A 12,044-nucleotide genomic window follows, 5' to 3' on the forward strand; every position below is an offset into this window, starting at 1 on the left:
GGTCGGGCTAGACCGCGTGAGAAGTCGGCGGGCATCCGCCGTGCGCCGCCCTGCTCGCAGCGCTCCCGGCCGAGGGGCAGGCCCCTGACCAGGGATGTTGCCCACGCGCGGGGACGGGGCCGCGGTCGTGCACCTGTCCGGCCGGCACCCGTGGGCGGCCTGGCGGGTGCCGACCCCCTGGCTAGGCTCGTGGTGCACACGAGGCCGAGCACCCACAGCCGTCTGGGGGACGTCGTGCACCACGCCCGTCACCACGCCCACCACCGCGCCCAGCACCACGCCCTGCACCACGCCCTGCCGACCCGGCCGGCCGCGTCCCGGCGCGGTCGCCTGCTCGCCGCCGCGACCGCGGCGCTGCTCCTCCCCCTGGCGGCGTGCACCCCGAGCACGGGCACCGGTGCCGCCGGCACCCGCGACGAGGGGGCGCGCGCCTCCACGGCCAGCAGCGACCCCGGGCCTCCGTGGTCGAGCGGCATCTGGCTGGGAGGGGCGCTCAGCGACGGCGACCTCGAGCGCTTCGGCGCCTGGCGGGGCGACCCGGCCGACGTGGTGACCACCTACCCGGCGTACGCCACCTGGGAGGAGCTGCGCACCAGCGACTGGCACGTCGACACCTTCGCGGGCTTCCCCGGACGGCTCAGCTACGGCCTGCCGCTGCTGCCGGAGCGAGCCCCCGGGACGCTGCGCGACGTGGCGGACGGTGCGCACGACGACGTCTGGCGCAGCGTGGCCAGGACCCTGGTCGCGGGCGACCGCGGCGACAGCTTCGTGCGGATCGGGCTGGAGGCCAACGGCACCTGGTTCCCGTGGGGGGCGACGGCCGCGACCGCGACCGACTTCGTCGCGGCGTACCGCCACGTGGCGACGGTCATGGCGCAGGAGGCACCCGACCTCAGCTTCGTCTTCGACATCTCCTGCGGGGCCCCGCTGCGCGGCGCGGAGGACGACCGGCTCTCAGCGCTGACCCGGCTCTACCCCGGGGACGACGTCGTCGACGTCGTCGGGTGCGACCACTACGACAGCTTCACGGCCCGTGCCACCGACCGGGCCGCGTGGGAGGAGTCCATCCGGCCCAGCACCGGGGTCGGGCTGCTCGACCTGGTGGACTTCGCCACCGAGCACGACAAGCCGTTCGCCGTGCCGGAGTGGGGCCTGACCGCCCGCTCGGCCGAGGGGTCGGGAGACAACCCCTACTTCGTCGAGCAGATGTTCGCCTTCTTCCGGGAGCACCGCGACCGGCTCGCCTACGAGAACTACTTCGACGAGCCCAACCCCTACCTGGGGTCCTCGCTGTTCCTCACGCCCGCGCAGAACCCCGAGTCGAGCGAGGTCTACCGAGAGCTCTGGTGAGCCGCGAGCCCTGCTCCCCCGGCGCCCGGCCGCTCGACAGCGCCGGCTCGGCCCCCAGCAGCAGCCCCTCGGTGAACCCCAGGCCCCAGGCCAGGTGCATGGTGGCGAACGCCCCTGCCAGCCGCAGAGCGCCGTCGGGCGTGCGTCCGCCCGGCAGGTCGGTGGCCGAGACCGCCTTGGTGAGCACCGCGGCGTACGGCAGGGCGAGCGCGACGGCGACCCTCGGGTGGCCGGTCACGCCGGCCAGCGCGGAGGTGGTGAGCATCCCCAGCAGACCGGGGGGCGCGAGGTGGCGGGGACGCACGGCCGCCGGCCCGTTCTTGCGCACCATGCCCGCCTTGCCGCGGCCGTAGCGGCGGTACTGGCGGCCGAAGTCGCGCAGCGACTCGCGCACCGACCAGAGCATCACCATGTCGGGGTGGTAGCGGATGCGGCGCCCGGTCGCCAGGATCCGGTGGTCGATGTCGACGTCCTCGTTGACGCGCAGCGACTCGTCCCAGCCGCCGACCTCGCGCAGCACCGCGGTGCGGTAGACGCCCATCGAGGCGTGGTCGGTCTCCTGGGGCTCGGTGGCGTAGTGGTTGATCGAGTCGCCCACGCCGTAGGGGCTGGAGAGCGCGGCGGCGACGGCCTGACCCGTGGCCGAGTCGGCCACCCCGACCCGCCGGCCGCCGACCGCGGCCACCTCGGGGTGCTCGGCGAGCACGGCCAGCCCGGTCGCGACGTAGTCCGGGTTGATGGTCAGGTGGGCGTCCACCCGCGCCACCACGTCGGCCCGGGCCGCGGCCAGGCCGATGTTGAGCGCGCACGGGATGGTGCGGCCCGGGTTGTCGAGCAGACGGACGCGGGGGTCGGCCTCGGCCAGCCGCCTCACGATGTCGACGGTCGCGTCGGCCGAGCGCCCGTCGACCACGAGCAGCTCCACCGGGTCGACGCTCTGGGACAGCGCGGAGGCGACCGCCTCGGCGACGCTGGCCTCCTCGTTGTAGACGGGCATCAGCATCGAGACGACGGGCGTCGCGGTGGTGGTCGCGTCGGGGGTCACGGGTGCCTCCTGAGGGCGTCGGTGAGGTCGGCGTACCCGTCGCCGCTGGGGACGCGCAGCGCGCGGCGACCGGTTCGGCGACGGCGTTCGCGGCGACGTCGGTAGAGGTCCTCCAGCGCCGGGGAGTCGGCGCGCGGCGACCACCAGGCCACCAGCAGCAGCACCGGGATGACCACGACCATGGTGGTGGTGCCCGGCTGGAGGGTCCACAGCGAGATGAGCAGGGCGAGCGAGAGGGTGCGGCTGGGCCCGCCCACGAAGCAGACGAGGATGAACGCCGCGAGCACCAGGCCGGCCAGCAGGCCGTAGTCGAAGAAGATCTTGATCGGGGTCGGCACCAGCAGGCCCAGGATGCCCGAGCGGTCGACCAGGCGCTGCGAGGAGCCCGGCCCCGCCCCGAAGAGGACCAGCGACAGGTCGGTCGACCACGTCGGCCACAGGTAGGAGTACGGCGAGATCGCGCGCAGGCCGAGCGAGGGGTCCACGCCGCTGCCGGTCCCGAGCCGGCCCGCGATGCTCTGGCCCTGGGGGCTGGCCAGGCCGGCGAGCACCACGGCGACCCCCGGCAGCAGGAAGCGGCGCAGCACCGTCCGCACGGGGCTGAGCAGCATCACGACCAGGGCCACGACGAGGATCGCGAAGCCCGAGCCCGACGTCGCCGCCACGAGGCCGGCCAGCAGCAGGGCGATGGAGCGCAGCCGGGCCCCGGTGAGCAGCGCCGCCACGAGCCCGAGCCCGAGCTGGAGCGAGACCATCGAGGGCTCGAGCCCGATCCAGGCGTTGGCGCGGTAGATGGGCGAGTCGTAGCTGATCGGGTAGGTGATGACGAACCCGCCGAGCTGCAGCGGCGCGGGCACGAGGTCGGCGAACCAGTCGTGGTAGGCCAGCCCGGCGTACTGCGAGACCACCATGACCACGCAGACGGCGGCCAGCACCACGCTGATGCGGACCACGGCTCGGAGCACGTCGAGGTACGTCGCCATCCGCCGGTCGACCAGCCGCAGCACGAACGGCAGCCAGCTGGCCATGAACAGCCCCCACGAGGTGAAGCTGATCAGCTCCCGGTCCAGCACGTAGGACTGGAACGGGATGAGCAGGGCGGTCGCGCCCGAGGCGGCGAGCCAGGCGAGCAGCCGCCGGTCGTCGACCTCGAGCAGCCCCCGCGCCAGGCCCCAGCCCGCGGCCACGAAGGCGAGCGGCAGCAGCAGCGCCACGGGCTGGTTGGGCACCGAGAAGCGCTGGAGCAGCACCACCCCGACGTAGATCACGGTCACGAAGCGCAGCGTGTCGCGGCGCAGCGCGTCCGGCGCCGCGAGGACCGTCGCGGTCACGACACGACGGCGACGACCGGGGCCGCGTGGCGCAGCTGGGCCACCACCCCGCTGAGCTTGTTGACCGAGTGCCCGCGCGGCACCGTCACCACGACGGCCTGCACCTCGCGCTGGCCCGCCAGCAGGCCGAGCGACTCGCTGCGGGCCCCGGTCACCATCACCAGCGTCGCGACGTTGAGCCGGGCCCGGGTGTCGTGGCGGCCGGCGTGGCCCAGGACGCGGATCGCCGCCAGGTCGCTGTAGGGCGCCGCCGCTGCGGTCCGCGGCACCGTCTCCGGGGTGCGCTTGTGCACCCCGATGGCGGCGTTGTCGGTGCTGAGCAGGTTGGTCATCGAGGCGGTCACGCCGTGGGCGTGGAGCAGGGCGACCAGGTCGGCCCCGAACGTCGTGGCGGCCTCCTCGGCGCCGGGCATGGCCACCACCGCGATGTCGCGCCGGTCGGACTCGAGGAAGAGCCCGGCCACCTCGGCCGAGCCGCCCTTGCCGTCGACCCCGCTGGTGCCGGGCAGCAGCAGGGGCACGTCGGAGGCGCGGCGCACGGCGCGGCGCCGGAAGGGCAGCAGCAGTGCCACGGCGGAGCTGAGCACCAGGCCGGCGAACAGGCCGAGCACCGCGGAGACCGGGGTGGAGAGGCCGACCGTGGTGGCGCTGGTGGCGTCGGCGAGCGCCGAGACGGCGGTGGTGCTGGACGCGGCCTCGCCCTGCTGGGCGGCGAGCGCCTGGCCGACGCCGGCGCGGCGGGCCTCCTCGGCGGTGGGGTTGTCGAGCTCGCCGTTGTTGAGCAGCTCGTTGCCGCTCTGGCGCAGCGCGCTGACCGCGTCCTGCGTCTGCTGGCGGTAGTAGGCGTCGAGGCTGCGCAGCACCGCGTTGGCGTCGGCCACGACGCCGTCCTCGTCGGCGCCGGTGACGGTCACGTCGACGATGTCGGTGTCGGTCTGCCACAGCGCGGTCACGCGCGGGGCCAGCTCGGCCTCCGTGGTGCCGCGCGCCGACGCGGCCCGGTCGATCACCCGCGACGAGGTGGCCGTGCGCTCGACGGTCTGGGCGACCTGCTTGACGCGGGCGCTGTCGGTCGTCGAGCTGCTGATCTGCAGCACCCCGGTGGCCTCGTAGGTCGCCGGACCCGCGGAGAGCAGCACGGCGAGCACGGCCCCGAGCAGGCCCACGAGCACGATCCAGATCCAGCGCAGCCGGAGCCGGTTGAGGGTGGTCTCGCGCCAGGGCGTCGCCCCCGCGCGCTCCCGGTTCGACGAGCCGTCGGGACGTGCCGACGCCCCCTCCAACATCCGGTCCACCGGCGATCCCCCCTCGTAGGTGCTCGGGCCATGCTAGGCCACCAGGCTGGGTGACTTCTGAGAACCCGTCAGGCCGGGTGACCCTCCCGTCAGGGAGTGCCGCCGAGGCCGGGCGCCTGGGTCGTGGTCTCGGAGGCGGGCGGGGCCTGGATCGAGACGGGGTCTCCGAAGTCGCGGTAGGTGACGGTGGTCCCGCTCTCCTGGCCACCGACCGCCAGCTCGTAGGTCACCTTGCGGAGCTGGTCGTCGCCGTCGACCCACATGTCGAACTCGATCTGGGCGGGCAGCATCTGCACGACCTGCGGGTTGTCGCCCAGGGTGGCGGCGAAGGCCTTGCGCGGCAGCACCACGTGGTACTTCGTGGTCTCGGTGCCCTCGACCTCCTCCTGGCCCTCCGCGGTGACCTCGCTGGCCTGGTTCATCACCTGGAGCAGCTTGGAGGGGTCGCTGTTGCCGCCCAGGGAGCCGATGAGGGCCCCCAGGCCGTCCTTGGCGTTCGGGTCGACCTTGAGCCACTTCTCGCCGCTCAGCTGGGCCGACTTGAGGTAGAACACGCCGTCGACGGCGATGGCCTGCACCTTGCCCGCCCCCTGCACCTCCTGCGTCACCGAGGACGCGGGCTGGTCGCCGCTGAGGTCGGCCTCCCCGGTGCCGGTGCTGGAGCCGGCCCCGCTGGTGGTGATCGTGAACTTCAGGGTGCCGGCGTCCTGGAAGGCGGCGTAGATGCGGTCGCCGAAGTCGGCCTTGGTCAGCTCCTCGCCCGAGGAGCCTGCCGAGTCGTCCGACCCGGCGTCGGCGGACGCGCTGGACGAGTCGCCCGCCGAGGAGCTGCCCCCGTCGCCCGAGCTGCCCGAGTCGCTCGAGCCGCAGCCCCCGAGCACGAGCAGGGTGGCCACCGCGGGGGCGGCCAGGATCCGGACCTTCGACGTACGACGCACGGCGCGCCACCTTCCCGAGTCGTGGTCGTCACCGGGGCGGAGACGACCGAGGCGGCCATCCTGTCAGGACGGCCGCCTCGGCGGTGGAGCAATGACGCTGGTGACGGGGGTCCGTCAGGCCTCGTCCTCGCCCGCGACGTTGCGCGTGCGGTTGGGGTCGACCTGGACGCCGGGGCCCATGGTCGTGGAGACCGTGATCTTGCGCAGGTAGCGGCCCTTGGAGCTGGACGGCTTGAGGCGCAGCACCTCCTCGAGGGCAGCGGCGTAGTTCTCGGCCAGCTGGGCCTCGGAGAACGACGCCTTGCCGATGATGAAGTGCAGGTTGGCGTGACGGTCGACGCGGAACTCGATCTTGCCGCCCTTGATGTCCGTGACGGCCTTGGCGACGTCGGGGGTCACCGTGCCGGTCTTCGGGTTGGGCATGAGGCCGCGGGGGCCGAGCACGCGGCCGAGGCGGCCGACCTTGCCCATCATGTCGGGGGTCGCGACGACGGCGTCGAAGTCGAGCCAGCCACCGTTGACCTTCTCGATCAGCTCGTCGCCACCGACGACGTCGGCGCCGGCCTCACGGGCGGCCTCGGCCTTGTCGCCGTTGGCGAACACGAGGACCTTGGCGGTCTTGCCGGTGCCGTGGGGCAGGTTGACGGTGCCGCGGACCATCTGGTCGGCCTTGCGGGGGTCGACCCCGAGGCGCATGGCCACGTCGACGGTCTCGTCGAACTTCTTCTTGGCGCCGCCCTTGGCGATCTTGATGGCGGACAGCGGGGCGTGGAGCTCGTCCTGGTCGAACGTCTCCGCCACCGCGCGGTAGGTCTTGCTGCGCTGCATGGTGATTCCTCTGTTTCTCGGAAGTGTGGTCGCGATGAGCCAGCGCGGCTCTGCCACGTGGAGCATGGGTGCCGGTCGGTCCCGGACGGGTCCGACCGACGCGGGGTCACTCGGTGACGATGCCCATCGAGCGGGCGGTGCCCTCGACGATCTTGACGGCGGCGTCGAGGTCGTTGGCGTTGAGGTCGGGCAGCTTGGTCGTGGCGATCTCGCGGACCTGGTCCTTGGTCAGCTTGCCGACCTTGTCCTTCTGCGGGACGCCCGAGCCCTTGGCGACGCCGGCGGCCTTCTTGATCAGCTCCGCGGCGGGCGGGGTCTTGGTGATGAACGTGAACGAGCGGTCCTCGTAGATGGTGATCTCGACCGGGATCACGTTGCCGCGCATGGCCTCGGTCTGGGCGTTGTACGCCTTGCAGAACTCCATGATGTTCACGCCGTGGGGACCCAGGGCGGTACCGACGGGCGGGGCCGGGGTGGCCGCGCCCGCGTTGAGCTGCACCTTGACGAGTGCGGCGATCTTCTTCTTGGGGGGCATTGCCTTCTTCTCTCTCTCGTGGTCAGGACGAGGGCCGATGCCCTCTGCCACTGGTGTTGCGGTTGCGCTGTCCGGTCACCGCGGGCGGCGACCGGCTAGCCTCACACCTTCTGGATCTGGGTGAAGCTCAGCTCGACCGGGGTCTCCCGGCCGAAGATCTCGACGAGCGCCTTGACCCGCTGGGCCTCGGCGTTGATCTCGGTGATGGTCGCGTGGAGCGTGGCGAACGGGCCGTCGACGACCATGACGGAGTCGGAGACGTCGAAGTCGGCCACGGCGACCTGGGGGCGCGAGGCCGAGGGGCTCGACCCGCCGGAGCCCGAGGACTCCGCCGGCGCGGCGGCAGCGGCCTGCGCGGCGATCGCGGGGGCGAGCATGTTCTCGACCTCCTGCAGGCTCAGCGGCACCGGCTGGTGGCTGTGGCCCACGAAGCCGGTCACCGACGGCGTGTGGCGCACGGCGGCCCAGGACTCGTCGGTGAGGTCCATGCGGACGAGGACGTAGCCGGGCAGGACGGTCCGCTTGACCATCTTGCGCTGGCCGTTCTTGATCTCGGCGACCTCCTCGGTCGGCACGACCACCTCGTGGATGTAGAACTCCATGTTGAGCGAGGTGATGCGGTTCTCGAGGTTGGCCTTCACCCGGTTCTCCATGCCGGAGTAGGTGTGGACGACGAACCAGTCGCCCTCCTTCTCCCGCAGCGCCTTGCGGAACTCCTCCATCGGGTCCGCGGGGGCGGCGTCGATGTCGGGCAGCTCCTCGGTGTCGGCAGCGGCGTCCTCGGTGGCGGACTCGTCGGTGGCCTCGACGGGGGCGTCGGGGTCGACGACCTCCTCGTCGGCGGGCGAGACGACCTCGGTGGTCTGACCGGTCTCGGGGTCGGTGAGGACGGCCTCCTCGGCCTCCAGGACCGACTCGGACCCGGTCGAGTCAGCCTCGGTGGGCTGCTCGTCGTTGAACTGCGACACGATCACTCCGTCATCTCGGTTTCCTGCTGCTTCTGGTCGGGTGTCCCGTCCGGGACACCGGTGCTCGTGGGCTCGAGGCGGCCCGCGCTGCGGGGCTACTCCCCGAAGAGCGCGAACACGGCCTTGCCGAAGGCGACGTCGAGCAGGGAGACGTACGCGATCATCACGAGCACGAAGATCAGGACCACGAAGAAGTAGGTGACCAGCTGCTGCTGCGTGGGCCACACCACCTTCCGCAGCTCGGCGACCACCTGGCGGTAGAACGTGAGCGGGCTGGTGCGCTCACGAGAGTTCTTCTCGGGGCGAACTGCCTTCTCCGTCACGTGCTTCCCACTTCCGGTCGCCGTCCTTGGTCTGCGTCTCGCAGGGCACGAGGGACTTGAACCCCCAACCTTCGGTTTTGGAGACCGATGCTCTGCCAGTTGAGCTAGTGCCCTTCGGTGCGCTCCGGGCATGCCGCAACAGTGGCCGGAAACACCAGTCCCCGAGTCTACGGGTCGGTCCCGGACAAAGTCGAACCGGGCGGATCTGGGACCATGGTGGGCGTGACGCAGCAGAGCCAGAGCACCCGCCCCCTCGCCGACCGCTCCCCCGAGGAGATCGAGGCCTTCCTCGCCGAGCAGCGGGCGGCGCACGCCGACCTCGCGGCCCGCGGCCTGACGCTCGACCTGACCCGGGGCAAGCCGTCCTCGGCGCAGCTCGACCTCTCGGACCGGCTGCTGGCCCTGCCCGAGGGCCACGTCGACGCCGACGGCGTCGACACCCGCAACTACGGCGGGCTCCACGGGCTGCGGGAGCTGCGGGAGATCTTCGCCGAGCTGCTGTGGATCGAGCCCGAGCAGCTCGTCGCCGGCGGCAGCTCCAGCCTGGTCATGATGCGCGAGGTGCTGGTCGACCTGCTGCTCAAGGGCGGCGTCGACAGCGAGCGCCCGTGGTCGGCCGAGGAGAAGGTCACCTTCATCTGCCCGGTACCCGGCTACGACCGCCACTTCACGCTGCTGGAGTGGCTCGGCATCGAGACCGTGACCGTGCCGATGCTCGAGACCGGCCCCGACGTGGACGCCGTGGCGGAGATCGCCGCGGCCGACCCGTCGGTCAAGGGCATCTGGATCGTCCCGACGTACGCCAACCCCACGGGCTCGGTCGTCACCCAGGAGGTCGCCGAGCGGCTCGCCTCGATGCCGACGGCGGCGCCCGACTTCAAGATCTTCTGGGACAACGCCTACGCGTTCCACCACCTGACCGAGGACGAGGCCAAGAGCGCCGACATCCTGTCCCTGGCCTCGGCCGCCGGCCACCCCCACCGCCCGATCATGTTCGCCTCGACGTCGAAGATCACCTACGCCGGCGCCGGCGTCGCCTTCGTCGGCGGCTCGGTGGAGACCGTGCAGTGGTACGTCGGGCACCTCGGCCAGGGCTCCATCGGTCCCGACAAGCTCAACCAGCTGCGCCACGCGCAGTTCTTCGGCTCCGCCCAGGGCGTGCGCGACCACATGGTCCGGCACCGCGAGGTCATCGGTCCGAAGTTCGCCGAGGTGCAGCGGGTGCTCGAGGAGCGCCTCGGCGGCCTCGGGGTGGCGACCTGGACCGAGCCGACCGGCGGCTACTTCGTCAGCCTCGACGTCCTCGACGGCACCGCCTCGCGGGTGATCGCCCTGGCCAAGCAGGCCGGCATCGCGCTGACGCCCGCCGGCTCGGCGTTCCCCCACAGCGACGACCCCCGCGACCGCAACATCCGCCTCGCCCCGACGTTCCCGCCGCTGGAGCAGGTCACCGCGGCCATGGAGGCCGTGACCACCTGCGTCCTGCTCGCCGCCGCCGAGAAGCTGCACGGCTAGCCACGGTGACGGGCCCCACCGATCCCCGCCAGGACCAGGGCGGAGCCCGAGCCCGGGACCGCCACCACGAGGACGGCGCAGCCCGGGGACGCCCGGTGCGCCCCCGCTCGATCGAGGAGCTCCCCAAGGCGCACCTGCACCTGCACTTCACCGGCTCGATGCGGCACGGCACGCTCCTGGAGCTCGCGGCCCGCGAGGGCTACCGGTTGCCCGACGCCCTGGTCGAGGAGTGGCCGCCCACGCTGTCGGCGGCCGACGAGAAGGGCTGGTTCCGCTTCCAGCGCCTCTACGACGTGGCCCGGTCGGTGCTGCGCACCGAGGACGACGTCCGCCGCCTGGTCCGCGAGGCCGCCGAGGACGACAAGCGCGACGGCGGTCGCTGGCTGGAGATCCAGGTCGACCCCAGCGGCTACGCCACCCTCTTCGGCGGCATCACCGCCTTCACCGAGCTCGTCCTCGACGCGGTGGCGCAGGCCTCCCGGGAGGTCGGCATCGGCATGGCCGTGGTGATCGCCGCCAACCGCACCCGCCACCCGCTCGACGCCCGCACCCTGGCCCGGCTCGCGGCGCAGTACGCCGACCGAGGCGTGGTCGGCTTCGGGCTGTCCAACGACGAGCGACGCGGCACCACCGCCGACTTCGCGCCGGCCTTCGCCATCGCCGAGCGGGCCGGCCTGCGGCTGGTCCCCCACGGCGGCGAGCTGCTCGGCGCCGCCTCGGCGCGGACCTGCGTCGAGCAGCTGCACGCCGACCGGCTCGGCCACGGCATCCGCTCGGTCGAGGACCCGCGCCTGCTGGAGCTGATCGTCGAGCGCGGCATCGCGCTCGAGGTCTGCCCCACCTCCAACGTGGCCCTCGGCGTCTACAGCGACCTCACCTCGGTGCCGCTGCCGGAGCTGCTCGCGGCCGGCGCGACCGTCGCCCTCGGGGCCGACGACCCGCTGCTGTTCGGCTCGCGCCTCGCCGGCCAGTACGCCACCATGCGCGCCGCTCACGACCTCGACGACGCCCAGCTGGCCGACCTGGCGCGCGGGTCGGTGCGCGCCAGCGCCGCCCCGGAGGACCAGAAGGCGGGTTGGCTGGCCGAGATCGACGCCTGGTGGGGATGATGAGGCCATGACGAGCTATCCCGGTGAGGACCCCGCCCGCGGCGAGCACGACCAGGAGACCCCCTCGGGGACCCCGGGGTCGTCAGGGTCGTCGGGGTCGTCGGGGTCGTCGGGGTCGTCGGGGTCGTCGGGCTCCGCCGACCCGGAGCACACCCAGCCGGTCGGCTACCGGCCCGCCGACCAGCAGGGCTGGGGCGAGCCGTCCGCGGACCAGAGCTGGGACCGTCCCCACGGCTCCTACCCCCAGCCCGAGGCCTCCCCCGGCGGCGACGCCCCGCAGCAGGCCGCCCCGCCGTCGGCCTACGGCCAGCAGCAGGGCTACGGGCAGCAGGGCTACGGCCAGGGCGGGTACGGCCAGCAGCAGGGATACGGCCAGGGCGGCTACGCACAGGGCGGGTACGCGCAGGGGGGCTACGGCCAGGGTGGGTACGCGCCGGGCGGCTACGGACCGGGCGGCTACGCGCCGGGCCAGTACGGCACGCCGTACCCCCAGGTGGCGCACCCGCAGTCGACGCTGGCCATGATCCTGGGCATCGTCGGGCTGGTGCTCGGCCTCAGCTGCGGCATCGGCTTCCTGGCCTCGCCGTTCGCCTGGGCGATCGGGCGCAACAGCCTCAAGGAGATCCGCGCCTCGCAGGGCCGCTTCAGCGGCGAGGGCCAGGCCCGCGCGGGCCAGGTCACCGGCATCATCGGCACCGTCCTGCTCGTCCTCGCGCTGCTCGTCGTGGCCGCCGTGATCGTCATCGGCGTCGCCTCCGGTGGGAGCAGCAGCAGCGACTACGGCAACGTCTGAGGCGGGTCCGCGGC

At 73.0% G+C, this 12,044-nt stretch carries 12 protein-coding genes and 1 tRNA gene; 4 read left to right on the plus strand and 9 right to left on the minus strand.

Features of this window, described 5'->3' with window-relative positions; genetic code table 11:
• Window positions 1–234: 234 nt before the first annotated feature.
• Window positions 235–1,350, plus strand: a complete 1,116-nt coding sequence (locus BLU55_RS11075; protein WP_091729579.1) for a glycosyl hydrolase — start codon at window positions 235–237, stop codon at window positions 1,348–1,350.
• Here the strand turns inward: BLU55_RS11075 and BLU55_RS11080 are convergent.
• The 9 genes from BLU55_RS11080 to BLU55_RS11120 form a co-directional block, all read right to left on the minus strand.
• Entirely contained in the window at window positions 1,298–2,395 is a 1,098-nt protein-coding gene (locus BLU55_RS11080) for a glycosyltransferase (RefSeq protein ID WP_197680961.1), read from the minus strand. The genes BLU55_RS11075 and BLU55_RS11080 overlap by 53 nt on opposite strands.
• Window positions 2,392–3,726, minus strand: a complete 1,335-nt coding sequence (locus BLU55_RS11085; RefSeq protein WP_091729582.1) for a hypothetical protein — start codon at window positions 3,724–3,726, stop codon at window positions 2,392–2,394. Before BLU55_RS11085 ends, BLU55_RS11080 begins: the two co-directional genes overlap by 4 nt.
• Window positions 3,723–5,021 (minus strand): YveK family protein, encoded by a 1,299-nt coding sequence (locus tag BLU55_RS11090; RefSeq protein WP_091729584.1) that lies wholly within the window; start codon window positions 5,019–5,021, stop codon window positions 3,723–3,725. Before BLU55_RS11090 ends, BLU55_RS11085 begins: the two co-directional genes overlap by 4 nt.
• Window positions 5,022–5,110: 89 nt before the next feature.
• Window positions 5,111–5,959, minus strand: coding sequence for a LolA-like protein (locus tag BLU55_RS11095; RefSeq protein ID WP_091729587.1), 849 nt, complete (start codon window positions 5,957–5,959; stop codon window positions 5,111–5,113).
• Between the two features lie 114 nt (window positions 5,960–6,073).
• Window positions 6,074–6,787: a 50S ribosomal protein L1 gene (gene rplA / locus BLU55_RS11100; protein ID WP_091729589.1), complete on the minus strand. Its 714-nt coding sequence runs from the start codon at window positions 6,785–6,787 to the stop codon at window positions 6,074–6,076.
• A 106-nt stretch (window positions 6,788–6,893) separates the two neighbouring features.
• Window positions 6,894–7,322 carry a 50S ribosomal protein L11 gene (gene rplK, locus BLU55_RS11105; protein WP_091729592.1) on the minus strand — a complete coding sequence of 143 codons (429 nt, stop codon included), beginning with the start codon at window positions 7,320–7,322 and terminating at the stop codon, window positions 6,894–6,896.
• 101 nt (window positions 7,323–7,423) lie between these two features.
• Window positions 7,424–8,293, minus strand: a complete 870-nt coding sequence (gene nusG / locus BLU55_RS11110; RefSeq protein WP_407938430.1) for a transcription termination/antitermination protein NusG — start codon at window positions 8,291–8,293, stop codon at window positions 7,424–7,426.
• A 92-nt stretch (window positions 8,294–8,385) separates the two neighbouring features.
• Entirely contained in the window at window positions 8,386–8,613 is a 228-nt protein-coding gene (gene secE / locus BLU55_RS11115; RefSeq protein WP_091729596.1) for a preprotein translocase subunit SecE, read from the minus strand.
• A 41-nt stretch (window positions 8,614–8,654) separates the two neighbouring features.
• A tRNA-Trp gene (locus BLU55_RS11120) sits at window positions 8,655–8,727 on the minus strand.
• A gap of 108 nt (window positions 8,728–8,835) precedes the next feature.
• On the opposite strand from BLU55_RS11120, the gene BLU55_RS11125 reads away from it, so the two are divergent.
• From BLU55_RS11125 to BLU55_RS19760, 3 genes are all read left to right on the plus strand, one after another.
• Window positions 8,836–10,128 carry an aminotransferase class I/II-fold pyridoxal phosphate-dependent enzyme gene (locus BLU55_RS11125; RefSeq protein ID WP_231916829.1) on the plus strand — a complete coding sequence of 431 codons (1,293 nt, stop codon included), beginning with the start codon at window positions 8,836–8,838 and terminating at the stop codon, window positions 10,126–10,128.
• Window positions 10,129–10,223: 95 nt separating this feature from the next.
• A complete protein-coding gene (locus tag BLU55_RS11130; RefSeq protein ID WP_091729601.1) occupies window positions 10,224–11,237 on the plus strand; it encodes an adenosine deaminase in 1,014 nt (337 codons plus the stop codon).
• A 7-nt stretch (window positions 11,238–11,244) separates the two neighbouring features.
• Entirely contained in the window at window positions 11,245–12,030 is a 786-nt protein-coding gene (locus BLU55_RS19760) for a DUF4190 domain-containing protein (protein ID WP_197680962.1), read from the plus strand.
• Window positions 12,031–12,044: the final 14 nt, after the last annotated feature.

The organism is Nocardioides scoriae, from assembly GCF_900104965.1.
In the GTDB taxonomy this organism is placed as follows: Bacteria; Actinomycetota; Actinomycetes; order Propionibacteriales; family Nocardioidaceae; genus Marmoricola; species Marmoricola scoriae.